Here is a 25,835-nt window from a genome sequence, read left to right as displayed (position 1 = left end):
AATTACCCCGACACCGTCGGTCTGTGCCACCTGCCCCGACACCTCGGGCTGTGCCATCTCCCCGACGCCGTCGGGCTGTGCCATCGTGACGGAACGATCGGTGTGCGACCGTGGGGCGGCATGGACGTTCCCCGATTGGAACGTGGTCCGACGGAATACGTGGTGCGACGGAATACGTGGTGCGACGGAATACGTGGGCCGACAGAGTGCATAGCCGATCGAGTTCGAGCCGAGCGGCGGTACGGCCGACCCGCCGGATACCGAACGTGCCGAGGGGGGGGCACGTCCGGAACCATGCTCAAGCGGTCGTCGCGGACTCCGCCCGCCGCTTCAGACCCGCGAGGGTCTTGTCGATGTTGCGCTTGTTGATCCCGGCACGGTCCATCGTGCCGAGCACCACGCCGGTGACCACCCGGGCCCAGCCGGGGCGGCGGTCCCACGTGCTCTCGACGACCCGGCAGCCGTCGCCGTCCGGTTCGAGGTCGTACTGCCACCGGGCCACCTTCAGCGGGCCGACACCCACGTCGAACGCGAACCGCTCGCCCTTCGCGACGTCGGTCACCGTCGCCGTCGTGCTCCACCTGCGGAAACCGTTGCGGTTGCGGCCACGGAACCTGACGCCGGGCGCCGCGGCACTCGCCCCGTCGAGCCAGCGGAACCCCTCGTACTCGTTCGCCAGCTCGGCCAGCACCCCGGGGTCGCTGACCAGGGCGTACACCTGTTCCGGCGAGGCGTCGACATGGATCGCACCGGACGCATCCGGCTCCTTCGTGCTCGGCAACGCAGGCTCCTCTCGTGTGACGACTGTGACCGCGTGTCTACCGGCCGAGAGGCATCCACCGCTATGCGAGGGATGCACTCGACACACGGATCAACTCGCGTTGTTGCGGCGGAGGGCACGGGTCATGCCGGCCGCTGCGGTGGTGGCGAGCACCCAGCCCATCGCCGTGAAACCCGTGGCGACCCACGAATCGGCCCCGTCGAGGTGCCATCTGCCCTTGTTGCCGAAATCGACGATCGGCACGAGCAGGTCGACGGTGAACAGCACCGGGTTCCAGTTCAGCCCCGTGTCGTCCGCGTTGACGGCACACCGCCTGCCCTCCACGGTCAGCAGGTTCCCGTCGTGGATGCAGTCGTCCACGCCCACGCCGAACCACACACTGCCCGCAGCCAAGAGCAACAGCAGCAGCACGATGGCACGCACCGGGCGGTAGCCGTAGCCGACCATCCACCGCTGCAACAGGCTCCACAACCGCACGCCCATGCCGACGAGCGGCCTGCTGTGCGCGAGCGACTCGTACCGGTACTGCTGCTTCTTCGCCAGCACCCAGTCGGCCTGCTCCTCGTTGCCGGAGGACCGCAGCATCGCGGCGAACTGGTCGTACGGGCCCGGCCGGTACCCGCCGATCGCGTCGTGCAGCAGGCGGAGCCTGCGCCGGACCTCCACGCTGTCGTTGATCGCGATGGGCGTGCCGAGGCTGTCGTAGCGGAAGTCCTCGAGGTCGAGTCCGCCGGTCGCCAGCCACACGTCCCCCTCGACGCCGGTGGCCCTCGTGTCGGTCGCGTCGGCGTCGTCGGTGAGCGTGGAGCAGTGCGCCCGGAGCAGCACCACCTTCCCGAGCGGCGGGCCGCCGGGCGCGAGAACGAACTCGTCGGCGTGCGTGTCGCCCACATCGAGGGCGACCGCGGCGGGGTCGTCGGTGCCGTCGGTGGCACCGCACAGCAGCGCGCCGGTGATGTCGAGCTGCCGCTGGATCTGCGCCCCGTCCATGGTCACACCGCCACGGGCCGTGAACGGGCGCTTCTCCTCGGCCGTGAGCAGCACGCTGCGGGCGACCCGCACCGACCGCAGGTCCACGGCCCAGTCGCAGCTGCCGTCGTCCTTGCGCTCCGGCTTACCGATCTCGGTCCCGTGCAGGTCGATGCTGCCGCCGACGGACATGCCCATCAGCCGCAGCGTGCCCTCGGCGCGGCAACGCCGGACCTTCAGATTGCCGGACACGGTGCTGCGGCGGAACGACAGTACGTCGCGGCCGGGATGGCCGAACGTGCCGTCGGTGAGGTGGACGTTGCCGCGGATCATCACGTCCGCGATACGCAGCTGGCCCTTGAGGCGGATGCCCTTGCTGTCGAGGTCGCCGCTGATCTCGCTGCCGTCGAGGTGCACGGCGCGGTCGCGGAACGGCGGTCTGCGACTCGGCAGCACGCGGATGTGGGCTTCCGCCAGCCGCAGCGAGCCGCCCAGCCGGGAATTGACCATGCGCAGCGTGCCGTCGACGTCCAGTCCGTCCGAGAGCTCGACATTGCCCTCGACCTGCAGCCGGTCGGCGATCAGAGCGGGATGCGGATCGACGTACCAGTCACCGGTCTTCCACGTGTCGACCTCGGTGCCGCTCTGCTTCACCTTCAGCTCGGCGCCGCGGAAGTTGAGATCGCCGGACACCCGCATGCTCGGCATATACAACAGCCCGCGGGTGCGGAACCGCTGTTCACCCGCGTCGCCGCCGGGCCGGTCGACCTCGCACAGCAGACTGCCGCCGACGGCGGCGCCGTTGGCGTTGAGCGCGAAACCGTCCGGATTGCGCAGCACCGCACCCGAGAAGTTGACGTTGCCGCCGGTGCGCAGGCCCGGGATGCGCACCTCACCCTCGGCATCCATCCGATACGCCAGCAGCGCACCCGTGATGAGGAGCCGGTCGGCGTGCAGCGCCTTGCCCTGCGGATGGACGATGCGCGTCGCCGTGAACACCGCCGAACCCTCGACGACGGCATCGGTCAGGTTGACGGCTGCATCGGGTGTCCCGCGGTCGATGTCGTCGGCGCGGCGCATCGTCGTCTCGCCGTCGGTGCCGCGTCCCGGCTCGGCCTCGATGTAGGACTTGATCACCCGCAGGTCGTTGCCCGTACGCAGGTTGCGCGCCAGCAGACCGGGCAGTCGGCAGCGCTGGAACACCAGGCCGAGGAGCTTGGCCTCGCGCACGTCGGGGGCATGTTCGAAGCGGCAGCGCTCGAAGCGGAACAGATACCGCAGGTCGGCACCGCGCAGATCGAGTCTGCCGGTGATGAACGCGTTCTCGACCTGCAGGATCGGCGCATTCGTCGACTGCTTGCGCCACCGCAGCAACCCGGCGAAGCCGCTGTCGCCGTCGAGAACCTGCCGGACCAGTTCGGAGGCGTCGACGACGTATGCGGGTTCGGAATCGGAGTCGAACGGGTCGTAGCGGTCGGCGTTGTCGGTCGTGGCCGTCTTGCCGGGTTTGCGGGCGCGGGGGACGCCGAACGCGGGCTTGCCGGGAATCGGGGAGCCTGCGGGATCAGGGGAGCCTGCGGGATCGGCGGAGCCTGCGGGATCGGCGGAGCCTGCGGGATCGGCGGAGCCTGCGAGACCAGGGGAGCCTGCGGGGGAGGGGACGTGTGTCGAGGTGTCGCCCGGAGCCGGAACCAGCCGGGTGGTCTCGATGTCGGTGGTCGCGGCGTAGCCGGCGAGGCTGTCTTCCGTGCGATCTCCGGCCGGGCCACCGTGGTGGCGATCGTCGGCAGGGTCGTCGTGGTGGCTCCGGCCGGAACCGTCGCCGGAATGGTCGTCGCCGTCGTCGTCGCGTCCACCTCGTCGGCAAATGCTCGGCATGACGCAACGCCCCTCCCTGGTCACCTGCCTACCGGAGCCGGCCCCCGATCACGGTGCAGCCGGCCGAGAGGTGGTGGCAACACCCGGTACCGACGTGACCGCGCAGAGCGACAAGATACCGCGCAAAACCCCGGAACATCACCTGTTCCAGCGATTCAGCAACTCCGCCCCGCAACAAGGGAGATGCCCCCAAGGGCACCTTCGGGGCGCTCAACGCCCCCAAGGTGCCCTTCGGGGCAAAAAGGGGTTCACCCGGTCAGGGGGAGGTGTCAGTCGGTCTCGGCGGCGTGAATCGGGTTGAGGACGCGGCTGAGGAACGTCTTGGTGCGGTCCTCGGCCGGGTCGCCGATGACCTTCGTGGGCGGGCCGGATTCGACGACGACACCGCCGTCCATGAACAGCACCTTGTCGGCGACCTCGCGCGCGAACTGCATCTCGTGGGTCACGACGAGCATCGTCATGCCCTCGTCGGCGAGCCTGCGCATCACGCCGAGCACGTCGCCGACCAGCTCCGGGTCCAGCGCCGACGTCGGTTCGTCGAACAGCATCACCGCGGGCTGCATCGACAGCGCCCGTGCGATCGCGACGCGCTGCTGCTGCCCGCCCGACAGCTGCTCCGGCATCGCACCGGCCTTCTCCGCCAGCCCCACCTTCTCGAGGTTCTCGCGCGCGAGCCGCTCGGCCTCGCCCGCATCACGTTTGAGCACCTTGCGCTGCGCGACCGTCAGGTTGTCCAGCACCGACAGGTGACCGAACAGGTTGAACCCCTGGAAGACCATGCCGATCGAACGCCGCGCCTTGTCGATCTCGACGTCCGGGTCCGTCAGCTCGTAGCCGTTGACGACGACCGTGCCGCTGTTCGGCTCCTCGAGCACGTTCACACAGCGCAGCAGCGTCGATTTGCCCGAGCCCGAAGGGCCGATGATGCAGACGACCTCGCCGCGCTCGACACTCACGTCGATGCCCTTGAGCACCTCGAGCATGCCGAACGCCTTGTGCAGGCCGGTGATCTCGACGATCGGCCCGCCACTCGCGGCGAGTGCCTCCCCCGTTCCGGCGCTCATGCCGTCACCTCCAGTCCTTCGTCGCGCTTGCGGCCGGCGCGGCGTTCGAGATGCCGCGACAGGTAGCCGAGCGGCACCGTGATGAGCAGGTAGCAGAGACCGGCCAGCAGGATCGGCGACATCGAGTTCGTCGCGTTCATGCCTTCCCGGCCGAACTTCGCCAGCTCGTACTGCGTGCCGAGCAGCCCGAGGATGTAGATCAGCGACGAGTCCTTCGTCAGCAGGATCAGCTCATTGGTCAGCGGCGGCAGGATGATGCGGAACGCCTGCGGGATGACGATCGTGACCATCGCGCGCGTCTGCGACATGCCGAGCGAACGAGCCGCCTCGACCTGCCCCTTCGGCACGGCCTGAATGCCGGCGCGCAGCGTCTCTGCGATGTAACCCGAGCCGACGAGGCCGAGCGCGATCGCCACCGTCGAGTAGGTGTCGAACTGGATTTGGAACGCCACCGGCACACCGAACCCGAGCGCGATGAACACCAGCAACGCGGGAACGCCGCGGAAGAACTCGATGTACACCGTGGCGATCCACCGGTACGGCGCGACCGACGACAGCTTCATCAGCGCCAACACGAGACCCAGGGCCAACCCGAGCGCGAACCCGAGGCCGGTGTAAATGATCGTGTTCACCAGCGCCGTGGTGATGATCCCCGGGAACTGGGTGCTCATCGCCTCCAGGTCGAAGAACGCGTTGCCGAGCTTCTCCCAGTTGGCGAAGAACACCATGGCCGCCACGACCAGTACGAGAATCCCGTACTGCACGCCACGGAAGGCCTGCGCGCGCTTGCGCGGCGACATCGGCATGGACCGACTCCTCACACGTTTCCCACCACAAGGAGCCGGCCTCACGACGGAGGCCGGCTCCCCGGGGAACGATAGTTGTGTCTACTTGCCGCTCTCGTCGGAGCCCTCACTGCCGTTGTCGCCGCTGCCGGAGGGCGGGGCCTCGCCGAACCACCTCTCGTAGATCTCGTCGTAGCGGCCGTCCTGCTTGGCGGCGTCGAACACCTCGTCGACCTTCGCCTGGAGCGCACCGTTGCCGTCGGCCACCGCGATGCCGTACTGCTCGCCCGTGTCGAACTCGGTGCTGACCTCGACGTCCTGCTTCTCCTTCGAGGCGTAAAGCAGCACGGAGTTGTCGTTGATGCCCGCCGCGACGGCGCCGTTCTGCACACCCTGCTGCAGCAGTGCGAGGTCCTCGTACTGGCGGGTCTGGTAGCCGTACTTGCCCTTGTTCTCGGTGGCGTACTGCTCACCCGTGGTGCCCTGCTGCACGCCGAGCACCTTGCCGTCGAGGTCGTCGAGACCGTCGACGTCGGAACCGGACTTCACGAGCAAGGCCTGGTCTGCATCGAAGTAGCCCTGGGAGAAGTCCATGACGCTGTCGCGACCCTCGTTGATCGTGATCGCCGCCGCGGCGAGGTCGCAGTCACCCGCCTCGAACACCTGGGCCGTCTCGATGCCTTCGAAGCTCGTGTCCACCAGCTTCTGTTCCACGCCGAGGTCCTCGGCGACCAGGTCGACGAGGTCGACGTCGAAGCCGACGGTCTCGCCGCCTTCGTGGAACTGGAACGGTTCGTAGGGCAGGTGGGTGCAGACGATCAGCTCGCCGTCGTTGAGCAGCTCCACCTTGTCGCCCGCCTGGGTATCGCCCGCGGTGTCAACCTCCTCAGCACAGCCGGCCGCGGTAGCGGCCAGCGCCAGCACGGGAAGCATGGCGAGCGAGCGGAGCTTACGCTGCGTGGGTTTACGCCGGGGGTTACGCACCACGATCTTGACTCCTAGTAATGAGCGCTGGTCGGTCAAGGCATAGTGCCACTCCATGTGGGTATTTGGCACCACCTGCGTCGTTACATAGCGGTTTCGATACCGATCACGTGCTCGTCGCGCGCCGGCCACCCGCCACCGGCTACCCCGCGTGTTCTGCACCCAGACCCGCGTGTCCTGCATCCACGCCCGCGTGTTCTGCACTCGCCGACGCCGCGCCGATACTGGGCCGATCCTTCGCCGGCCCCGCCCGGCCGTCCGGCGCCTACCCGAACCGCCTGTCCCGGATGCGGACGTGACCTACGTCTACCGCTTTCGTGGGCCGCCACGGGTTACCTTGCGAGCATGCCCGCACCACGCGTCTCCTTGCCTGCCGCCGACCTGGCACGCATCGTCGTTTTCGCCGCGTTCATCGCCGTGCTCGGGATCTTTCCCGGCATCTACTTCGGCGCGTCCGGCGTACCCGTGGTCATCCAGAACGCGGGCCCGTTGCTCGCAGGCGTACTGCTCGGCGCGCGGCGCGGCACCGCATCCGTCGTCCTGCTCCTCGCGCTGACCGCCATCGGCCTGCCGCTGCTGTCCGGCGGGCGCGGCGGGCTGGCGCCGTTCGTCGGCCCCAGCGGCGGGTTCCTGTTCGGCTGGATCCTCTCCGCGCTCGTCGCAGGCCTCATCGTGAGCCGTGCCGCCAAGCCGAACCTGCCGGTCATCGGGCTCGCCACGCTCGCGGGCCTGCTCAGCAGCTACCTCATCGGCATCCCGTTCCTCGGCGCCTACATCGGCGACCTCGGCGCAGCTGCCGTCCAGTCGCTCGTGTTCGTTCCCGGCGACCTCGCCAAGGTGGCGGCCACCGCCGCCATCGCCGCCGTCGTCCACCGGGCACTGCCCGGAACGCTGCCCCGGACGGCCCGCACCGAATGACGCTCACCGCTCACGTTCCCCCGACCGCGCACGGCGCAGCACGCACGCTCGCCGCGCGCGGTGTCGGCCGCGGGACGCGCATCGCCGTGGAGGGATCCGGCGACGTGATGTCGTGGCTGCTCGGGGCCGACATCCTGGGCGCGGCGGTGCTCGTCCTCGAACCGACGTGGCCCGCGGCCGACCGTGCCGCTGTACTCGCCGACGCCGACCCAGCACTGATCGTCGGCGGCAGTCCGGAACCCGCCGAGGCACGCCCTGCCGACAGGGACCCTGCCGACTGGGACACCGGCGAGGCGGGTGGGGACGAGACGTACTTCTACCTGCCGACCACCTCCGGCAGCACCGGCACACCCAAGGTCGGCCTGCGCACGCGTGCCTCCTGGCTGCGCAGTTTCGAGGTGCTCGGCCCCGTCGACGGGCCCGTACTCGTGGCGGGCCCGCTCAGCGCATCGCTGTTCCTGTTCGGCGCGCTGCACACCGCGTGGTGCGGCGCCGAGCTGCGACTCCGCGACCGCTGGCTCCCCGCCGAGGCTCGCGAGGCCGCCACCGTGCACGTCGTACCCGCGATGCTCGCCGAACTCGTCTCCGACGCCGAGCACCGGCCCGGGCCGTCGGCGCTTCGCACCGTCGTCTGCGGCGGCGCCCACCTCGGCGAGGACCTGCGCGAACGATTCGCCCGCGCCTTCCCGGACACCCGACTGGTCGAGTACTACGGCTCGGCGGAACTGTCCCTGATCGCGATCCGCCGTGACGGCGAGCTGCGCCCCGTCGACGGCGTCGAGATCGACGTCGACGGTGGCGCACTGTGGGTGCGATCGCCGCTGGCCTTCAGCGGCTACCTGCGTGGCGGCCACCTCGAACCCGCACCCGAATGGCTCACCAACGGCGACCACGGCCGGCTCACCGACACCGGCGGACTCGTCGTCACCGGACGCGGCTCGACGGTCGTCGCCAGCGGCGGGACGCAGGTGCCCGCCGAGCACGTCGAATCCGTGCTGCGTACCGTCACGGGTGTGGACGACGCGCTGGTCACGGGCACCCCGCACCCGCGGCTCGGCCTGCTCGTCACCGCGATCGTGCAGACCCCGCAGCCACCGGCGCTCGCCGACCTGCGTGCCGCGGTGCGATCGGCACTCCGCCCCGAGTTCCGGCCCCGGAGATGGCTGTGGACGACGTCGCTGCCGCGCACGCCGTCCGGCAAGCCCGCCCGGGCCGTCGCCGAGGAGCAGCTGCGCAACGGCACGTTCGAGGGCGTGGCACTGACCGCACCGACGGCTCCCGGAACAGCACTGCGGACCGCAGGGACACCGGCCACGGCACCGCCGGCCACCGGGACGGCGCCGTCGTGACCGAGCCGGTGGTGATCGCCGCACGGCGAACGCCGATCGGCCGCGACGGAGGCGGACTCCGCGACCACGACGTCGTCGCACTCGCCGCACCCGTACTGCGCGCCGTCGTCGACGACGCGGGCCTCGACCGGGTCGGCAGGATCGACGACGTCGTGCTCGGCAACGTCTTCGGTCCCGGTGGCAATCCGGCGCGCGTGGCGGCTCTGCGCGCCGGGCTGGGCGTCGATGTTCCCGGTGCGACCGTCGACCGGCAGTGCGCCAGCGGACTCGCCGCCGTCGCGCAGGCGGCCGCGTCCGTGCGTGCGGGCGAGGGCGAGGCCTACCTGGCAGGCGGTGTCGAAAGCACGTCGACCGCACCGCAGCGCGCCTGGCCGACCGACCCGCCCACGCCCTACACCCGCGCACCCTTCGCACCGCCGGAGTTCGGGGACCCCGACATGGGGCCCGCCGCCGACCTCGTCGCCGCCGAGGCGGGCGTCTCCCGGTCGCGACAGGACGCGTTCGCCGCGCGCAGCCACGCCCGTGCCGTCGCCGCCCGGAACGAGGGCAGGCTGGCCCGCGAACTCGTGCCCGTCGGGGACGTCACCGCCGACGAACGCCCCCGCACGGGATTCACCGTCGAACGCCTCGCCCGGTTCCGGCCCGCCTTCACCGCAACCGGCACCGCGACGGCCGCCAACTCGTGCGGGGTCAACGACGGCGCCGCGGCGGTACTCGTGGTGAGCGAACGCCTGCGCGCGCGACTGGGTGTGCCCGGCCTCCGGCTCACCGCGTCGGCCACGCGGGCGTGCGACCCGGCGCGACTCGGCCTCGGCGCCGTACCGGCGATGCGGGACGTGCTCCGCTCCGGTACGCCGGACGCCGTCGAGTTCAACGAGGCGTTCGCCGGGCAGGCGCTGGCCTGCCTCGACGCGGCCGGTATCGACGAGCACGCGGTCAGCCCGGACGGTGGAGCGATCGCGTTCGGTCACCCCTGGGGCGCGTCCGGCGCGATGCTCGTGGTGCGGTTGTTCTCACGGCTCGTGTGCCAGGGACTGGGCACGACCGGACTGGCTGCGTTGTCCGCGGGAGGCGGGGTCGGAGTGGCGACGATGTGGACGGTCGTGCCGTGATGTGGACGGATGCACTGGTGCATGTGGATGGTTGCGCGATGATGTGGATGGTTGCGCGGTGATCGAGTTCGACGGTGTGGGACACACCTACGACACGAAACCAGTCGTGTCCGATGTGGACATCAAGCTGGACGAACGACGAGTGGCCTTCGTGGGCGCCAACGGATCCGGTAAGTCGACGGTCGCACGGATGATCAACGGACTCGTCGTGCCGACCCGCGGTCACGTGCGCGTCAACGGCCTCGACACGGCCTCGGACGGAGGCAAGGTCCGCAAACACGTCGGGTTCGTGTTCACCAACCCGGATTCGCAGATCGTCATGCCGACCGCGGGCGAGGACGTCGCGTTCTCACTCCGCGGCAGCGGGTTGTCCAAAGCGGAACGAGCGGCCCGCGCGGCCGAGGTGCTCGGGGAGTACGGCCTCGATCCGGAGCATCCCGCGCAGCAGCTGTCGGGCGGGCAGAAACAGTTGCTGGCGCTGTGCTCGATGCTCGTACTCGATCCCGACGTGCTGGTGTGCGACGAGCCGACGACACTGCTCGACCTGCGTAACAAGCGCCGGTTCATCGAATTGCTGGGCCAGTTGCGCCAGCAGGTCGTGCTCGTGACGCACGACCTGGACCTGCTCGACGACTTCGACCGCGTACTCGTGTTCGACGACGGCTGCGTGGTCGCCGACGACGAACCCACGGCCGCGGTCCGCTACTACCGGCAGCTGGTGTCATGACGGTGCCGGTGCAGCGCTTGATCAAGGGAACATCCGGGGCGCCGGCGGGGTGGTCGGCGTGACACCGCTGGGCCTGTACGAACCGGGTGGGAGCGTGCTGCACCGCGCACCGGCCGGGCCGAAACTGCTCGCCGTGGTCGCACTCGCCGCTGCGGTGGTCGTCCTCGCATCACCGTGGTGGCTGGGCGGACTGCTGGCGGCGGTACTGACGGGCTACGGCGTCGCACGGGTGCCGCGGCGACGGTGGTGGCCGCTGGTGCGGACGCTGGTGGTCGTGTCCGTGGTGGTGTTCGCGGTGCAGTGGTGGCTGCTCGGCGCCATGACGGCGGCCACCGTCTGCCTGCGGCTCGTCACGGCGCTGGCCGCCGCGAGCCTGTTCACCCTGACGACCCGGGTCGACGACGTGGTGTCCACTGTGGAACGCGCGGTGCGGCCGCTGCAACGGTTCGGCGTGCGGCCGGAACTGGTCGGGCTGCTCGTCGGGCTGACGGTGCAGGCGATCGCGACGCTGTCCGGAATCGCGGGGGAGGTGCGCGCCGCCGCGAAGGCGCGAGGTGCGGACCGCAGCCCGACGGCGTTCGTGGTGCCGTTCCTCGTCCGCACCCTGCGCCACGCCGACCAGCTCGGCGAAGCCCTCGCCGCCCGCGGCGCCGGCGACCGCTGAGCACGGTGTCGGACTCGTTCGGCACCCGCGACGGGCGCCGATCCACGCGATGCGAACGCAGAACACGGGGTGCGAGTGCAGAACACGGAGTGCCGAATGCAGAACACGCGGCATTCCCCACGGCACCCCAAGGGCCTCGGTGACGTTGAACGCGAAGGGAAGATTCGGGGCGCTCAACGCCCCCAAGGTGCCCTTGGGGGCGCCTTGGGGGCGTCTTGGAGGGTTTGCCGCTAGAAGGTGATCGCCATGGCCGGGTCGGACATCAGGGCGCCGACATCGGCGAGGAACTGCGAACCCTGCTGGCCGTCGATGACGCGGTGGTCGAAGCTCAGCGACAACTGCATCACCTTGCGCACGGCCAGTTCACCGTCGACGACCCACGGCGTGTCGCGGATCGCCCCGACCGCCAGGATCGCCGACTCACCGGGGTTGATGATCGGCGTTCCCGTGTCGACGCCGAACACGCCGACGTTGGTGATCGTGAACGTCCCGTTCAACATGTCCGCGGGCTGCGTCTTGCCGTCCCGGGCCGTCGCCGTGAGCTCGTCGATCTCGCCCGCCAACTGCGGCAGGGACATCCCGTCGGCGTCGCGGATCTTCGGCACCACGAGCCCGCGCGGCGTCGCCGCAGCGATACCCAGGTGCACGTAGTCCTTGAAGACGATCTCGCCCGCGTCGCCGTCCCACAGCGAGTTGACCTCCGGCGTGCGCTTGGCAGCCAGGCACACGGCCTTCGCCGCGAACGCCAGCGGCGTCAGCTTCACTCCCGCGAACTCGGGGTTCGACTTGAGCTTCTGCCGCAGTTCCATCATCGGCGTCACGTCGACGGTGAGGAACTCCGTGACGTGCGGTGCGGTGAACGCGCTGTGCACCATCGCCTCGGCCGTCGCCTTGCGCACGCCCTTGATCGGCACCCGGTGTTCGCGCGCACCGGCCTCCGCCGGAGCCGCCGGCTGTACGGTCTGCTGCGCGGTGGCCTGCTGCGCCGGGGCTTCGACCGCCCGCTGCACGTCCTCGCGGGTGATCACCCCGCCGTCGCCGGAACCGGTCAACACGCGCAGATCCACGCCGAGGTCCTTGGCGAGCTTGCGCACCGGCGGCTTCGCCAACGGCACGTACCCGCCGTGCACCTCCGGCGCCCCCGCACCCGAGGCCGGCACCGGCTGTGCCGGCACAGCCGGTGCCGATGCAGGAGGTGCAGGCGCAGGCTGTGCCGCTGCCGGCACCGCAGCACCCGATACCCCAGCACCCGATACCCCAGCGCCCGATACCCCAGCGCCCGACACCGTTCCGGAACCGTTCGCCGCCGCACCGGCCGCAGCCGCCGCACCGGCACCGGCCGTGCCCGTGCCGTTCGAACCGGCACCACCGGAATCGGATCCGGCCACGGGCTTGCGCGGCCGCCGTTTCGTACTCGTCTCCTTCGAGCCGTAGCCGACGAGCGGTTTCATCTCGTCGGACTCGGCCGATCCGGCGGCCGACCCGGCGTCGGCGGCACCCGCGGCGTCCGCACCCACCCCGTTCGCTGGAGCCTGCGCGGCGGCGTCCGAGGCCGGAGCGGTGCCGTGCGGATCGACGTCGACGGTCAGGATCGGCGCGCCGACCTCCACCGTCTGCCCCGGCTCGACGAGCAGTTCGGTGACGACGCCCGCCCACGGGATGGGCAGCTCGACGGCCGCCTTCGCGGTCTCGACCTCCACGACGATCTGGTTGACCGTCACCTCGTCGCCCGGCTGCACCTTCCAGCCCAGGATCTCGGCCTCGGTCAGCCCCTCGGCAGTGTCGGCGAGGGGAAACTGCTTGTACTCAGGCATGAATCCTCCTCACCATTCCAGCGCGCGGTCGACGGCATACAGCACCCGATCCAGGTCGGGCAGGAAGTGCTCCTCGAGCTTGGCCGGTGGATACGGCGTGTCGAATCCGGTGGCCCGCTGCACCGGCGCCTCCAGCGAGTAGAAGCACTCCTGCTGCACACGCGCGGCCACCTCCGACGTCAGGGACACCTCGGACGAGGCCTCGCTGACCACGACGAGCCTGCCGGTGCGGCGCACCGACTCGAACACCGGGCCGAGGTCGAGCGGCGACAGCGTGCGCAGATCGATCACCTCGAGGCTGCGGCCCTCCTCCTGCGCGGCCGTGGCCGCGTCGAGCGCCACCGGCAGCGAGGGGCCGTACGCCGCGATCGTGGCCGTGTCCCCGTGGCGCACGACCCGCGAGCTGTGCAGCGCATCGGGCGTGGCCGACGTGTCGACCGGCGCCTTCAGCGCGCTCGAGTGGTACAGCTTCTTCGGCTCGAACAGCATCACGGGGTCGTCCGAACTGATCGCCTGCTGCATCATCCAGTAGGCGTCGACCGGGTTCGCACACGAGACGACCTTGAGCCCCGGGATGTGCGAGAACAGCGACTCGGGCGATTCCGAGTGGTGCTCGACCGCGCCGATCCCGCCGCCGAACGGCACGCGGATCACGACGGGTGCCTTGAGCTTGCCCTGGGTGCGGTAGTGCAGCTTCGCGAGCTGGCTGGAGATCTGGTCGAACGCCGGGAAGATGAACCCCTCGAACTGGATCTCGCACACCGGCCGGAACCCGCGCACGGCCAGTCCGATGGCCGTGCCGACGATGCCCGACTCGGCCAGCGGCGTGTCGAGCACGCGGTGTTCGCCGAAGTCCTTCTGCAGCCCGTCGGTGACGCGGAAGACGCCGCCGAGCTTGCCGACGTCCTCGCCCATCACGAGAACCTTCGGGTCGGCCTCCATCGACGCGCGCAGGCCGTTGTTCAGCGCCTTGCCGATGGTCATGGTCTGAGTGCTCGCCGACTGGGTGTCCACAGGGGATGCCGCGGGTGCCGCCATCAGTGCTCACCTCCCGCGAAACCGGCAAGGTAGCTCAGGTACTCCTCGCGCTGGGTGTCCAATGTGGCCGGAGTGTCGGCGTACACCTCACTGAAGATCCGTTCCGGTGGTGGATCGGGCATGTTGAAGCAGTGATCGCGCAACTGCGCCGCGAACTCGTCGGCCTCGGCGTCGACGCCGTCGAAGAAGTCCTGCTCGGCGCCGCCCGCACGCGCGAGGTGGGCGCGCACCCGCTCGACCGGGTCCTTCAGCTTCCACGCCTCGAGCTCGTCGGACAGCCGGTAGCGCGTCGGGTCGTCCGTCGTGGTGTGGGCGTCCATGCGGTAGGTGAACGCCTCGATGAGCACCGGTCCGTTGCCGTGGCGGCACTCGTCGAGCGCCCACCGTGTCACGGCCATGCAGGCCAGGACGTCGTTGCCGTCGACCCGGATACCGGGGAAACCGTAACCGCGGGCACGCTGATACAGCGGCAGCCGCGACTGGCGTTCGGTCGGCTCGGAGATCGCCCACTGGTTGTTCTGGCAGAAGAAGACGACCGGCGCGTCGTAGACCGCACCCCACACGAAGCCCTCGTGCACGTCGCCCTGGCTGGTGGCGCCGTCGCCGAAGTAGACGATCGTGGCCTCGTTGTCGGCGTCGTCGGCGTTGCCGACCTTGCCGTCGAACTTCTGGCCCATGGCATACCCGGCGGCGTTGATGACCTGGTTGCCGATGACGATCGTGTACGGGTGGAAGCCGTACTTCGCCGGGTCCCAGCCCGACTGGTCGGTGCAGCGGAAAATGCCCAGCAGCTCGCGGAAATCGATACCGCGGGTGTACGCGACGCCGTGTTCACGGTAGCTGGGGAACGCCATGTCCGACGGGCGCAGCGCACGGCCGGAACCGACCTGCGCGGCTTCCTGGCCGAGCAGCGGAACCCAGATGCCGAGCTGGCCCTGCCGCTGCATGGCGTTGGATTCCCGGTCGGCTCTGCGCACCAGCACCATGTCGCGGTACAGGTCGCGCAGTGCTTCGGTGTCGATATCGGCGATATAGGGATCGAACCGGCTGTCGGCCAGCCGCTCACCTTCCGGGGTCAGCAGCTGCGTCAGCTCGGCACCACCTTCGGTCGTCGCTCGCAAACCTGCGATCACCTGCTCCGGGGACGGCTGTGCCGCTGTCGCGGCGGGGCCGGCGCCGGGGTCCGGTCGCGTCCACTGTTCTGGGGACGGCATGGTTTCTCCTCCAGGTCGTGCCGCTCGGCCGCTTGTGGCGACCGTGACGGCGCGCCGCCGGCACCGCCGGCGCGCACCTGTGGTGTGGCCGCGCCGGTGTCCGTCGGCGGTGACGGTTCACGACGTCATCCTGGCACGAACGGGGGAGGTTTGCGGAGGGCCCGTGGCCGAATTTTTGCCTAGAACATGGCGTTGAGCTGGGAGAATACTCGGACTACCGACGGTGAGTCCGCCGAAAGTCTGGTGTCCATTCCACTCCTGTCCAGGGCTCACCGCTCGCGCAGCGACATCCTGTGAGCACGCGCTTGCGGGTCGTGTGACACGCGAGCGATCCCCGTCACACCTTCGTGCGTGTTTGGATGAGCGCATGGATACGACGGTGATTCGGGAAACGGTTCGCGTCCGATGGGCGGCGGACTCCGGTACGGCGACCGGCAGCCTGGCCGGTCTGGTCGAGATACCGGCCCTGTCCCCGGCGTTCGACGCCGAGTGGGCGACGACGCGGCAACTGCACGCGGCCGTGGACCACGTGCGCACCTACCTCGACGCCCGCGGCTTCCCCGGTGCGAGTACCGAGGTCGTCGAACTGCCCGGCCGCACCCCGGTGCTGCTGCTCGACGTCCCCGCCACGGACGGCGCCCGCGGCGACGAGACCGTCGTCGTCTACGGCCACCTGGACAAACAACCGGCGGCAGGCGAGTGGTCGCCGGGACTGGGGCCGTGGACGCCGTCGTCACCGGCGGCAGGCTGTACGGCCGCGGCGCGGGCGACGACGGGTACGCGGCCTACGCGGCGGCGACCGCCCTCGAAGCGCTGCACGCGGGCGGCGGCGCCCATGCGCGCACGGTCGTCCTGCTGGAGACGTGCGAGGAGTCCGGCAGCCCCGACCTCGGTGCATATCTGGAACACCTGCGGCCGCGGCTGGGCGAGGTCGGCCTCGTCGTCTGCCTCGACACTTCCGGCGCGGACCACGAACGGCTGTGGCTGGCGACGTCACTGCGCGGGATGGTCTCGTTCGATCTGACCGTCCGGGTGCTCACGTCGGGCGTCCACTCCGGCCACGCCAGCGGTCTCGTGCCCAGCAGTTTCCGTATCCTGCGGGAACTGCTCGACCGCATCGAGGACCCGCGCACCGGCCGGCTGCAGCTGCCCGAGCTCGTCACCGACGTGCCTGCCGACCGGCTCGCCGAGGTCCGCGCCGCGGGCGAGGCGCTGGCGCCGGCGTTGCCGCTGGTCGACGGCATGCGCTACGCGCGCAACGGCACCGCCGACGTCGCCGACCTGGTACTGGCGAACACGTGGTCCACGACGATGTCGGTCACGGGCGCCGACGGGCTGCCGCCGCTGCGGGAGGCCGGCAACGTGCTGCGGCCGCACACCGGCGTGAAGCTGAGTTTCCGCCTGCCGCCGACCGTCGACGGCGACACGGCACTGGCCGCGTTGACCCGGGTGCTCACCACCGACCCGCCGTTCGGCGCACAGGTCGAGATCACCCGCACCGATGCGGCGACCGGCTGGAACGCGGGCCCCGCGCGGCGTGGCTGGAATCGACCCTCGACGAGGTCGGCAGCGACGTGTTCGGCCTGCCGTGGCGTGCGCTCGGCCTCGGCGGCACGATCCCGTTCCTCGGCCTGTTCGGCCGCGCCTACCCCGAGGCGCAGTTCGTCGTCACCGGCCCGCGCGGCCCGGGAAACAACGCGCACGTGCCCGACGAATGGCTGCACCTGGAGCAGACCGAACGCGTCACCGAGGCCGTCGCGCGGATCATCGACGCGCACGCGAGGTCGTGACGCGCACGGGTGGAATCCGGGGAGCACGGGCAGAACTCGGGGAGCACGGGCAGAGTCCGGCGAGCGCTGCCACCTTCGACGAATCGACGTCGCCGCGGCCGACCAGTGGCAGGATGGGCGACGTGGAACAGCGAACCGTAGCCGACACCGTCCGGGAGACGTGGTCGGAAGAGATCCTGCCCAGCCTGTCCGGACTCATCGAGATCCCCGCATTGTCGCCGGGATTCGACTCCGAATGGGAAACCTCCGGCCACCTCGACGCCGCGATCGCGCACGTGCACGCATGGATGGAGTCCCGGCAGATCCCGGGAGCGACCATCGACGTCGTGCGACTGCCCGGCCGGAGCCCGGTGCTGCTACTCGACGTCCCCGCAACGCCGGGCGCCGAGGACGCGGGCACCGTGCTGCTCTACGGCCACCTCGACAAGCAGCCACCGGTCGGTGGCTGGTCCGAGGGACTCGGGCCGTGGACGCCGGTCGCCGACGGGCACAAGCTGTACGGACGCGGTTCGGCCGACGACGGATACGCGGGCTACGCCGCGACGGCCGCGCTCGAAGCCGTGCGCGCGGGCGGCGGCATGCACGCGCGCTCCGTCGTGCTGCTGGAGACGGGCGAGGAGTCCGGCAGTCCCGACCTGCCCGCCTACCTCGAGCACCTGTCCGATCGGCTCGGCCGCGTCACGTTCGTCGTGTGCCTCGACTCCGGCGGCAACGACTACGAACGGCTGTGGCTGACGACGTCGCTGCGCGGACTCGCCCAGGTCGACCTGACGGTGCGCGTGCTCGACTCCTCGCAGCACTCCGGCCTGGCCAGCGGCGTGGTGCCGGACTCGTTCCGCGTCCTGCGCACGCTGCTCGACCGCATCGAGGACTCGGCCACCGGCGAGGTGCTGCTGCCCGAGTGCACCGTCTCGATCCCGCAGAACCGGATCACCGAGGCGGGCGCGACGGCCGAGGTCACACCGCCCGGCTCCGCCGCGAGCGCGTTCCCGCTGCACGCCTCGACGCAGCCGATGGCGGGTGACGACGTCGAGCTGCTGCTGAACAACGCGTGGCGACCGACGCTGTCGATCATCGGCGCGTCCGGTTTCCCCGAACCCGACGACGCGGGCAACGTGCTGCGGTCGGCCTCGACGCTGGCGCTGAGCTTCCGGTTGCCGCCGACGGCCGATTCCACCGCCGCGATCGAAGCCATCAAGAAGGCGCTGACCACGGATGTGCCGTACGGCGCGACCGTCGAGCTCTCGGGAGTCGAGGCCGCCGACGGGTGGAACGCACCCGACGCGGCGCCGTGGCTGGCTTCGACGTTGGAGTCGGTGAGCACCACGGTGTTCGACGCACCGTGGCGCACCAGCGGGCTCGGCGGCTCGATCCCGTTCATGGGCCTGCTCGGGAAGAAGTACCCGGAGGCGCAGTTCCTGGTCACGGGCGCGCTCGGGCCGGACTCGAACGCCCACGTGCCCGACGAGTGGCTGCACGTCCCGCAGGCCACCCGCGTCACCGAGGCGGTCGCCCACTTCCTGGACGCCCACGCCCGCGGCTGACCCGCGTGTTCTGCGCGCGCGGTCTCCGGACCCGGATCCCTGGGTTCCGGGTCCGGAGGCCGCCGCGCTCGTCTACAGCCGGACCCGTCAGCCTTCGATGATGCGGGGTGGGCCGTCGTCACGGTCGTCGCCGGACCGGTCACGCTCGCGCGACGTGTCGGCCGCGTCCGGGCCGTCGGAGACGACCTCGCTGTCGACAACGATCACCTGGCTGCGCATGCCGGGGCCGAACGGGCCACCGCCGTACGCGGCTCCACCCACCGGTGCCCGCTTCTGCGCGCGCCGCAGCCAGGCCCGGCGCACCACCTTCCGGGTCGGCGGCACCAGGAACAGCAGGCCGATGACGTCACTGACGAACCCGGGCAACAGGATCAGCAGACCGCCGACACCGACGAGCATGCCGTCGGTGATCTCCTCGTGCGGCGACCTCCCTGAGCGGGCCGTCGCACTGAACGCCCGCATCGCCTTGCCACCTTCCCTGCGGGCCAGCCACGACCCGATGAAGGCGCCCGCGATCAGCAGTCCGATCGTCGGGAGGAAGCCGATGAACGACGCCACCGTCCACACGGCGGCCACCTCGGCGATCACGTACAGCAAGAGCAGAACGGCCATATCGGGTCAACGTACGGGACGTCCGTTTTGATCCTGCTCGTGATCACCGTGTGAAGCCGACGGGAGTATCAACCGCCCATTCCGGGCATCACCGCACGCCGTCGCAGTCCTACCGAGGGTGGAAGGCACAATCCGGGTCATGACCGAAGTACCAGCGCGGACCGTGCCGCAGCGAATGACCGTCGTGACGTTGGCCGCAGCGAACGTCGAGGAACTGCGCGATTTCTACAGGGCGCTCGGCTGGGAGGAACTGCCCGCCAGCCGTGACGACTGGGTGGGCTTCCTGGTCGGCGGCGTGGTGCTGGCGCTGCATCCGCGGACGGCACTGTCCGAGGAGACGGGCGCAGGCATGTACGGCGGTGGGTTCACGCTCGCCGTCAACGTCGACAGCCCGGAGGACGTCGACACGGCCTACGACGCTGCTCTCGCCATGGGCGCGGGCGACGTCGCCGAACCACAGGAGCGCGCCTGGGGCGGCAGGTCGGCCTACTTCGCCGACCCCGAGGGCAACCGCTGGGAAATCGCCTACAACGAGGCCGTTGTTTTCGGCGACCGCGGGGAGGTCGTCGCCTTCGGCTGAGCCGCCTCCGACCCGTGACGACACGCGCCCGCCGTCAGGCCGCCCCCGGGAGGTCGAAGAAGCTGAGCATACGGACGGCGGGCGCGTAGTCACCCTTGACCTTCAGCTTGCCCCTGACGAACTGCGACGCCGGACGGGCGTTGCCGGTGGCGACGCGGAGGAAGTCGTCGAACGGCGCGGTGATCGTCGTGTCCGGGGTGAGCACACAGTCGGCCGTCGACACGCAACGGCCGTCCTCGATGACCGTCTGGTAGCGGTCGTAATCGTCCCCGTTCGGGAAACGCCAGGTCACGACGATGTCCGCGTCCCCGGCACGCTCCGGACTGAAGTGGTCGGCCATGCGGCGGAACACCTCTTCGAGGAACAGCGCGCGCAGCTGCGGATGGCGGGCCACGCCCGCGAGCTGCTCCTTCGACGCCGCACGCACGATCGCGGCCAGCACGTCGGTGGATAGCGAATCGAGCTCGATGCCCGAGCCGGTCGAGTCCAGCATGTGGAGCGTCTCGAGCACACGGAGAAACTGTTCGGTGCTCAGCACTGCCACGTCGATGCTGCGCGCGAACTCGTCGAGCACACTTCCAGTCGGCACGGCGTCAGGTTACTCAGGGGTATATATACCGGCAAATGCACCTGTCGGGTTGACCGATCGCGGGTACCGGGTCGGGTGAGCCCTGCGGCCGCAGCCGTCCCGCTCGCCGGTGCCACTGCGAGCGGATCACGGGGACACGGTACCGCGGCGCGGCGTAGAGTCACCCAACGGTGTGCCGCCGCGGGGATCGGCGGCACCGACGAGTCGTCGACCGGGAGGAAGCGTGACGGAGAGCGAGCAGCAGGCGGAGAAATCGAAACGCCTGCCGAGGGCGGTGCGCGAGAAGCAGATTCTCGACGCCGCCGTCACGGTGTTCGCCCGCCACGGCTACCACCCCGCCTCGATGGACGAGGTGTCCGAGGTCGCGGGCGTGTCGAAGCCGATGATCTACAGCTACCTCGGCTCGAAGGAGGACCTGTTCCTCCAATGCATCCGCCGCGAGGCGAATCGGCTGATCGAGGCCGTGCGAACGGGTATCGACGTGGACGTCGCCGCCGACATGCAGCTGTGGACGGGGCTGCGCGCGTTCTACGGGTTCGTGGCCGAACACCGCGCGTCCTGGACGGTGCTGCACCAGCAGGCACTGGCCGTGGGCGAGAAGTTCGCCGCCGAGGTCACCGCGCTGCGCTCGCACGCGATCGAGATGGTGACGAAGCTGGTCGTGTCGGAGGGCTCACGCAAGGGCCTCGGAGAACAGGCCGAATTCTCCGGCGAGGGCCTGTCGGCCGCGCTGGTCGGCGCCGCGGAGGCACTCGCGGACTGGTGGCTGGACCACCCGGACCTGTCGCCGGGCGTGCTCGCGTCGTGGCTGATGAACCTGACGTGGCTGGGCTTCAACGACCTCGTCCAAGGGCAGGTGTGGCGGCCCAGCTGACGCCGGCCGCGGCTTACTCGCGTCGAGGCCGGCGGATTCCGTCGAGAAGGAACGTGGTGCGGCGGTCGTAATCGGCCGCGGAAGGCGGGGTTCCGTACTTGAGCGCGAGCGCGCCGTCGTGGATGAGTGCCTGCAGATCGCCGGTCCGGAACTCCGGCCGGAGCTCGCCCGACTCGTGTCCCGCGGCGATGAGCTCGGCGTTGAACTCGCCCGCCACGTGGCAGATCGCCATGAGCTGCTGCGATTCGGGATACATCTGCAGCAGTACGTCGTTGGCGGCGGGCTGGCGGTACTGGAGCTCGCGGACCGCGGCGATGTAGTACGCGACCCGTTCGCCGGCGTTCGCGATGGTCCGGGCGTGCTCGATGACGGCGTACAGCTCGCCTGCGACGAGTTGTTCGATGACGGCCTCGATGAGCCCGATCCGGCCGCCGAACCGGTTGAAGACCGTCGCCTTGCTCACGCCCGCCGCCTTGGCCACGTCTTCCAACGGCACGGCGAGCCCGCGGCCGCGGAACGCATCGATCGCGGCACGACGGATCTGCTCGGTGTTGCGCCTGGCATCGGCACGCAACCGCGGCTCCGCAGTCTTCGGCTCCGCAGTCTTCGAGTCCGCAGGCTCGCGCTCCGCAGGCTTTGACTCCGCAGGCTTTGGTTCCCCGGGAGCTGGCTGCGCAGGCTCGTCGGTCATGCCTCACCTTCCACTCGGTCGAACACCGCACCACGACACCGGACCACAGCACTGCACCACGACACCGGGCCACAGCACCGGACCACAACAACTTGACCCGGAAGGTCAGGTTATCTAGCCTCGGCCGAGGACACAAACTAACCAACCAGGTCAATTTATGTGCAGGCGTGCCGACACAGCTCGACACCCGATTGGAGTTCCGATGATCGTTGTCACGGGTGCCACCGGCTCTCTCAACGGGGCCACCGTCGAGCACCTCCTCGAACGCGTACCGGCCGGGCGCATCGGTGTCAGCGCGCGCGACGTCGGCAAGGCACAGCACCTCGCCGACCGCGGTGTACGCGTACGGCAGGGCTCCTACGACGACCCGGTGGCGCTACGCGATTCGTTCGAGGGCGCCGAGCAGGTACTGCTGGTGAGCTCCAACGACATGTCGGCCGACGTGCTCGGCCAGCACCGCACGGCGATCGATGCGGCCGTCGCGGCCGGTGCCACGAGGATCCTCTACACGAGTCAGCAGAACCCCGTGGGAAGCCCGTACCCTCCGGCGGCCGTACACGCCGCCACCGAAGCCGCCCTCGCCGACTCCGGAACAGCGTGGACTGCGCTGCGCAACGGCTTCTTCGGCGACCTCGGCCAGTTGCTGGGCCCCTGGCAGGAGACCGGTGTGATCGCGCAACCGGCCGACGGCCCCCTCCCGTGGACCGAGCGCGCCGACCTCGCCGAGGCCGCAGCGGTCGTCCTCGCCGGCGACCGTTCGTTCGACGGCCCCGTGACGCTCGCCGCGCCGCCCGTCACCCTCGACGACTTCGCCACGATCCTGACCGAGGCCGCCGGCCGCACGATCGAACGCACCGTCGTCGACGATGCGCAGTGGCGTGCCGACCGGATCGCGCAGGGCACGCCGGAGTTCCTGGCCGACATGGCGCTCGGCATGTTCCAGGCCGCCCGGAGCGGCCACTACGCGGAACCCGGACCGCTACTGGGCGAACTGCTCGGCCGCGAGCCCCGCAGCGCCGCCCGGCAGGCCCTCGACCAGATCGCGGCCTGACGCACTCGGCCCCTCGCCGGGTGTCCGCATCGAACGCGGCACCCGGCGAAGGAGAGCGGTCAGACCGTGGCGGCCTGCGCCGCGCCCTCAACGGCCGAGCTGCCCAGATCACCCTTCGGCAGGGGTTGCTGCGCCTCGAGGGCACGGGTCCAGTCCTCCGTCGAAGCGACGGCGGCCCAGTTGGAGTTGAGCAGCGTCATCAGGGTCGTGTGCACCGTCTCGGCGTCCACGGTGCCGGCGTCGTTGGCGAGGTTGACCGCACCGGTCGCGTCCGAGAGCACCTCGGTGGCAAATCCCAGGTACTCGGCCTCGACCGCGGCGGCCAGCACGCAGTTGTTCGTCATGTAGCCGACCAGGGTGACCGTGTCGACGCCCTGGCTACGAAGCCAGTCGCCGAGGTCCGTGCCTGCATAGATCGAACTGTTCTGCTTGACGAACTGCTTCCAGTCGCCGGTCCGGCGAGCGGCGACCTCCGGGTGCAGTTGGAAGTCGGCCTGGGTCGGATTGAACAGGGGCGCGTCCTCGCCCCTGGAGTGCTGCACCGCGACGATGGGGATCCCGCTGGCGTTGGCGGCGTCGATCGCGCGAGTGACGCGGGACAGGGACTCCGCGTGCGGCGGGTACTGGACCTCCAACGGGCCGTCGAAGTAGACCTGCTGGACGTCGATGACGACGAGCGCGCGTCGAGTAGTGGTCATGAAGTCCTCCTCGGACTGGCATGGGTCTCGGACTGGGTTCGCTGCGCCACTGGTGGCGCTTCGTGATCGATCCTGCCGAGGCTCTTACCTCCTGGCGAGTGGCGTGAATGCCGATATACAATGAATTCACGCCAAACGGAGGTGACGCCAAACGGAGGTGCGAGGTGCGAATCGGAATCCACGCGTTCGACGGCGTCACGATGTTCCACCTCTCGGTCCCGCAGATGGTCTTCGACGAGGTGACCCGGCAAGGCTTGGCGCACTGGGAGACGTTCCTGTTCAGTGACACGCCGGGCACGATCCGCACCGCTGAGGGTTACCGCATCGGAGACGTCACCGGGCTCGAAGAAGCCCGGGATGCCGACGTCGTCGTGATGCCGTCCTGGTTCTTCGACGGCCGCCCCATCACCGCCGCCGTACGCACGACGCTGACCGGCGCACACGAGTCGGGCGCGACGATCGTCGGGCTCTGCCTCGGCGCGATCCCCGTCGTCGATGCCGGCCTGCTCGGCGAACGTCCTGCCGTCACGCACTGGCAGGGCTTCGACCTGCTGACACAGCGCCATCCCGGCATCGATCTCGACGACTCCGTGCTGTACATCGACCACGGGGACGTCCTCACGTCGGCCGGAACCGCTTCCGGGCTGGACGCGTGCCTGCACCTGGTCCGGTCACGTCTCGGCGCGACCGCCGCCAACAAGGTCGCCCGCAGCCTGGTCATCGCACCGCATCGCGAGGGCGGACAGGCCCAGTACATCGAACGCCCCATGCCTCCGCGGTCGGAAGACGACGCGATCTCCCGCGCGATGGAGTGGGCCGAGCAGCGGCTGGCGGAACCGTTGCCGGTCGAACGGCTGGCCACCACCGCCCACATGAGCACGCGGACGTTCGTGCGGGAATTCCGCTCGGCGACGGGTACGACGCCGGCCGCCTGGGTTCGCGCACGCCGACTGGACGAAGCCCGCCGGCTGCTGGAGACGAGCGACCTGCCGATCGACCGGATCGCGGTGGACTGCGGCTTCGGCAGCGCCGTGACGATGCGTCAGAACTTCTCGACCCGGTTCAAGATCTCGCCCTCGCAATACCGCCGGCGCTTCCACGCCACTGCGGATCGAAACAGCCGCGGGGAATTGAAACAGCCGCTGGCTGAACCGGCTGCAGGCTGAACCGGCCACCGGGGCCGGCCTCCTCGCGACCGGTGCGGCTCGCTGTGAGCCGCACCGGCCCGGGAGTGCCGCACTTGTCCGGCCCCGGCGGTGCGGGCTACAGGTTCGTGATCGTGCCCGACAGGTGGGGCTTCGGCTTGCGCGCGTTCCACACCTCGAAGGCGTTCCCGTCGTCGGTGCGCCACGACGTGAACGCCACCTTCGCGGGCAGCAGCACCGGCAGCTTGAACTTGACGTCCACCGAGTAGGCGTCGGGCAGCCTGCCCTCGAACGCGGCGAGCGCGCGGGCCTTCGTCCACATGCCGTGGGCGATCGCCGAGGGGAAGCCGAACGCCTTCGCCGTCAGCGGGTGCAGGTGGATGGGGTTACGGTCGCCGGACACCTCGGCGTAGCGGCGTCCGATGTCGCCGGGCACCCGCCAGATCGCGCCGGGCGTCGGCGCCGCGAGCTGCTGACCGCCGCCGCCCGAGCCGGAACCGCCGCCTCGCCGCAGATACGTGCTCACGTCCGACCACACGAGTTCGTCGCCTGCCAGCGCCTCACTGATGACGTCGAACTGCCTGCCCTTCTCGTGCGGGCGCAGGTCGGCCACGCGCACGCGCAGCGTCACCGCCTCGTCGAGCCGGACCGGCCGGTACTGGGTGATGCGGTTGGCGACGTGCACCATCCCCAGCAGGGGGAACGGGAACGACGGCTCGGCCATGAGCGCCATCTGCATGCCGAACGCCTGGATGTGCGGATACGTGATCGGCAGCTCGTCGGACAGCCGGAAACCGCACACCTGGTTGTAGGCGGCGAGCTCGCCGGGGTCGGCGACGACGCCGGTACGCACGAACTCCAGGTCGGGCAACCGGTCGCCACCGCTCTTGCGCAGCCCGCCGAGCACGACCTTCGGGTACAGCGCCGCCACGTTCGGGGCGCTGTGAAGCTCCTTGACCGTCAT

23 protein-coding genes and 1 pseudogene are annotated in these 25,835 nt (G+C 70.1%); 11 read left to right on the top strand and 13 right to left on the bottom strand.

Annotation, left to right across the window (positions count from 1 at the left end):
• Window positions 1-298 precede the first annotated feature (298 nt).
• The 5 genes from LY41_RS13310 to LY41_RS13290 all read right to left on the bottom strand — a co-directional run bounded on the left by LY41_RS13310 (window position 299) and on the right by LY41_RS13290 (window position 6,410).
• Window positions 299-781 (bottom strand): SRPBCC family protein, encoded by a 483-nt coding sequence (locus LY41_RS13310; RefSeq protein ID WP_253864314.1) that lies wholly within the window; start codon window positions 779-781, stop codon window positions 299-301.
• 90 nt (window positions 782-871) lie between these two features.
• On the bottom strand, window positions 872-3,628 hold the full coding sequence (locus LY41_RS13305; protein WP_253864313.1) for a collagen-like domain-containing protein: 2,757 nt from the start codon (window positions 3,626-3,628) through the stop codon (window positions 872-874).
• A 269-nt stretch (window positions 3,629-3,897) separates the two neighbouring features.
• Window positions 3,898-4,692, bottom strand: a complete 795-nt coding sequence (locus tag LY41_RS13300; RefSeq protein ID WP_301297052.1) for an amino acid ABC transporter ATP-binding protein — start codon at window positions 4,690-4,692, stop codon at window positions 3,898-3,900.
• Window positions 4,689-5,498, bottom strand: a complete 810-nt coding sequence (locus LY41_RS13295; RefSeq protein ID WP_253864312.1) for an amino acid ABC transporter permease — start codon at window positions 5,496-5,498, stop codon at window positions 4,689-4,691. Before LY41_RS13295 ends, LY41_RS13300 begins: the two co-directional genes overlap by 4 nt.
• A gap of 81 nt (window positions 5,499-5,579) precedes the next feature.
• A complete protein-coding gene (locus LY41_RS13290; RefSeq protein ID WP_253864580.1) occupies window positions 5,580-6,410 on the bottom strand; it encodes an ABC transporter substrate-binding protein in 831 nt (276 codons plus the stop codon).
• A 396-nt stretch (window positions 6,411-6,806) separates the two neighbouring features.
• Between LY41_RS13290 and LY41_RS13285 the strand changes: the two genes are divergently transcribed.
• The 5 genes from LY41_RS13285 to LY41_RS13265 are packed head-to-tail and all read left to right on the top strand — an operon-like array spanning window position 6,807 to window position 11,231.
• Window positions 6,807-7,379: a biotin transporter BioY gene (locus LY41_RS13285; RefSeq protein ID WP_253864311.1), complete on the top strand. Its 573-nt coding sequence runs from the start codon at window positions 6,807-6,809 to the stop codon at window positions 7,377-7,379.
• Window positions 7,376-8,728, top strand: coding sequence for an AMP-binding protein (locus LY41_RS13280; protein ID WP_253864310.1), 1,353 nt, complete (start codon window positions 7,376-7,378; stop codon window positions 8,726-8,728). The genes LY41_RS13285 and LY41_RS13280 overlap by 4 nt, the downstream gene beginning before the upstream one ends.
• Entirely contained in the window at window positions 8,725-9,840 is a 1,116-nt protein-coding gene (locus LY41_RS13275) for a thiolase family protein (protein WP_253864309.1), read from the top strand. Before LY41_RS13280 ends, LY41_RS13275 begins: the two co-directional genes overlap by 4 nt.
• 58 nt (window positions 9,841-9,898) lie before the next feature.
• Window positions 9,899-10,567, top strand: coding sequence for an energy-coupling factor ABC transporter ATP-binding protein (locus LY41_RS13270; protein ID WP_253864308.1), 669 nt, complete (start codon window positions 9,899-9,901; stop codon window positions 10,565-10,567).
• A gap of 58 nt (window positions 10,568-10,625) precedes the next feature.
• A complete protein-coding gene (locus LY41_RS13265; protein WP_253864307.1) occupies window positions 10,626-11,231 on the top strand; it encodes an energy-coupling factor transporter transmembrane component T family protein in 606 nt (201 codons plus the stop codon).
• Window positions 11,232-11,461: 230 nt separating this feature from the next.
• Here LY41_RS13265 and LY41_RS13260 read toward each other — a convergent pair whose 3' ends face one another.
• Genes LY41_RS13260 through pdhA form a run of 3 tightly spaced genes read right to left on the bottom strand, consistent with a single transcriptional unit; the run spans window position 11,462 to window position 15,297 of the window.
• Window positions 11,462-13,045: a dihydrolipoamide acetyltransferase family protein gene (locus tag LY41_RS13260; RefSeq protein WP_253864306.1), complete on the bottom strand. Its 1,584-nt coding sequence runs from the start codon at window positions 13,043-13,045 to the stop codon at window positions 11,462-11,464.
• Window positions 13,046-13,054: 9 nt separating this feature from the next.
• Window positions 13,055-14,083 carry an alpha-ketoacid dehydrogenase subunit beta gene (locus LY41_RS13255; protein ID WP_253864305.1) on the bottom strand — a complete coding sequence of 343 codons (1,029 nt, stop codon included), beginning with the start codon at window positions 14,081-14,083 and terminating at the stop codon, window positions 13,055-13,057.
• Window positions 14,083-15,297: a pyruvate dehydrogenase (acetyl-transferring) E1 component subunit alpha gene (gene pdhA / locus LY41_RS13250; RefSeq protein WP_253864304.1), complete on the bottom strand. Its 1,215-nt coding sequence runs from the start codon at window positions 15,295-15,297 to the stop codon at window positions 14,083-14,085. Before pdhA ends, LY41_RS13255 begins: the two co-directional genes overlap by 1 nt.
• Window positions 15,298-15,664: 367 nt before the next feature.
• On the opposite strand from pdhA, the pseudogene LY41_RS13245 reads away from it, so the two are divergent.
• A pseudogene (locus LY41_RS13245) lies at window positions 15,665-17,087 on the top strand (M20/M25/M40 family metallo-hydrolase).
• Between the two features lie 113 nt (window positions 17,088-17,200).
• Window positions 17,201-18,631 carry a M20/M25/M40 family metallo-hydrolase gene (locus LY41_RS13240; RefSeq protein ID WP_253864303.1) on the top strand — a complete coding sequence of 477 codons (1,431 nt, stop codon included), beginning with the start codon at window positions 17,201-17,203 and terminating at the stop codon, window positions 18,629-18,631.
• Window positions 18,632-18,718: 87 nt separating this feature from the next.
• Here LY41_RS13240 and LY41_RS13235 read toward each other — a convergent pair whose 3' ends face one another.
• Window positions 18,719-19,243 carry an FxsA family protein gene (locus LY41_RS13235; protein WP_253864301.1) on the bottom strand — a complete coding sequence of 175 codons (525 nt, stop codon included), beginning with the start codon at window positions 19,241-19,243 and terminating at the stop codon, window positions 18,719-18,721.
• 139 nt (window positions 19,244-19,382) lie between these two features.
• On the opposite strand from LY41_RS13235, the gene LY41_RS13230 reads away from it, so the two are divergent.
• A complete protein-coding gene (locus LY41_RS13230) occupies window positions 19,383-19,823 on the top strand; it encodes a VOC family protein (RefSeq protein ID WP_253864299.1) in 441 nt (146 codons plus the stop codon).
• Between the two features lie 34 nt (window positions 19,824-19,857).
• Here LY41_RS13230 and LY41_RS13225 read toward each other — a convergent pair whose 3' ends face one another.
• Window positions 19,858-20,412, bottom strand: coding sequence for an SCP2 sterol-binding domain-containing protein (locus LY41_RS13225; protein ID WP_253864298.1), 555 nt, complete (start codon window positions 20,410-20,412; stop codon window positions 19,858-19,860).
• Between the two features lie 223 nt (window positions 20,413-20,635).
• On the opposite strand from LY41_RS13225, the gene LY41_RS13220 reads away from it, so the two are divergent.
• Window positions 20,636-21,286, top strand: coding sequence for a TetR/AcrR family transcriptional regulator (locus LY41_RS13220; RefSeq protein ID WP_253864297.1), 651 nt, complete (start codon window positions 20,636-20,638; stop codon window positions 21,284-21,286).
• A 13-nt stretch (window positions 21,287-21,299) separates the two neighbouring features.
• Here the strand turns inward: LY41_RS13220 and LY41_RS13215 are convergent, their stop codons facing one another.
• Complete coding sequence (locus LY41_RS13215) at window positions 21,300-21,977, bottom strand: TetR/AcrR family transcriptional regulator (RefSeq protein ID WP_253864296.1); 678 nt, start codon at window positions 21,975-21,977, stop codon at window positions 21,300-21,302.
• Window positions 21,978-22,179: 202 nt separating this feature from the next.
• On the opposite strand from LY41_RS13215, the gene LY41_RS13210 reads away from it, so the two are divergent.
• Window positions 22,180-23,028: an NmrA family NAD(P)-binding protein gene (locus tag LY41_RS13210; RefSeq protein ID WP_253864295.1), complete on the top strand. Its 849-nt coding sequence runs from the start codon at window positions 22,180-22,182 to the stop codon at window positions 23,026-23,028.
• Window positions 23,029-23,087: 59 nt separating this feature from the next.
• Here LY41_RS13210 and LY41_RS13205 read toward each other — a convergent pair whose 3' ends face one another.
• Complete coding sequence (locus tag LY41_RS13205; RefSeq protein ID WP_253864294.1) at window positions 23,088-23,726, bottom strand: isochorismatase family protein; 639 nt, start codon at window positions 23,724-23,726, stop codon at window positions 23,088-23,090.
• A 164-nt stretch (window positions 23,727-23,890) separates the two neighbouring features.
• Here LY41_RS13205 and LY41_RS13200 point away from each other — a divergent pair, with 164 nt between their 5' ends.
• Window positions 23,891-24,892 carry a GlxA family transcriptional regulator gene (locus LY41_RS13200; RefSeq protein ID WP_253864293.1) on the top strand — a complete coding sequence of 334 codons (1,002 nt, stop codon included), beginning with the start codon at window positions 23,891-23,893 and terminating at the stop codon, window positions 24,890-24,892.
• A 97-nt stretch (window positions 24,893-24,989) separates the two neighbouring features.
• On the opposite strand, the gene LY41_RS13195 is transcribed toward LY41_RS13200, so the two are convergent.
• A complete protein-coding gene (locus LY41_RS13195; RefSeq protein WP_253864292.1) occupies window positions 24,990-25,835 on the bottom strand; it encodes a MaoC family dehydratase in 846 nt (281 codons plus the stop codon).

Source organism: Prauserella halophila (assembly GCF_024171895.1).
Lineage (GTDB): Bacteria > Actinomycetota > Actinomycetes > Mycobacteriales > Pseudonocardiaceae > Prauserella > Prauserella halophila.
Note: the sequence above shows the minus strand (reverse complement) of the source record. Positions and strands in the feature narration are given on the sequence as shown.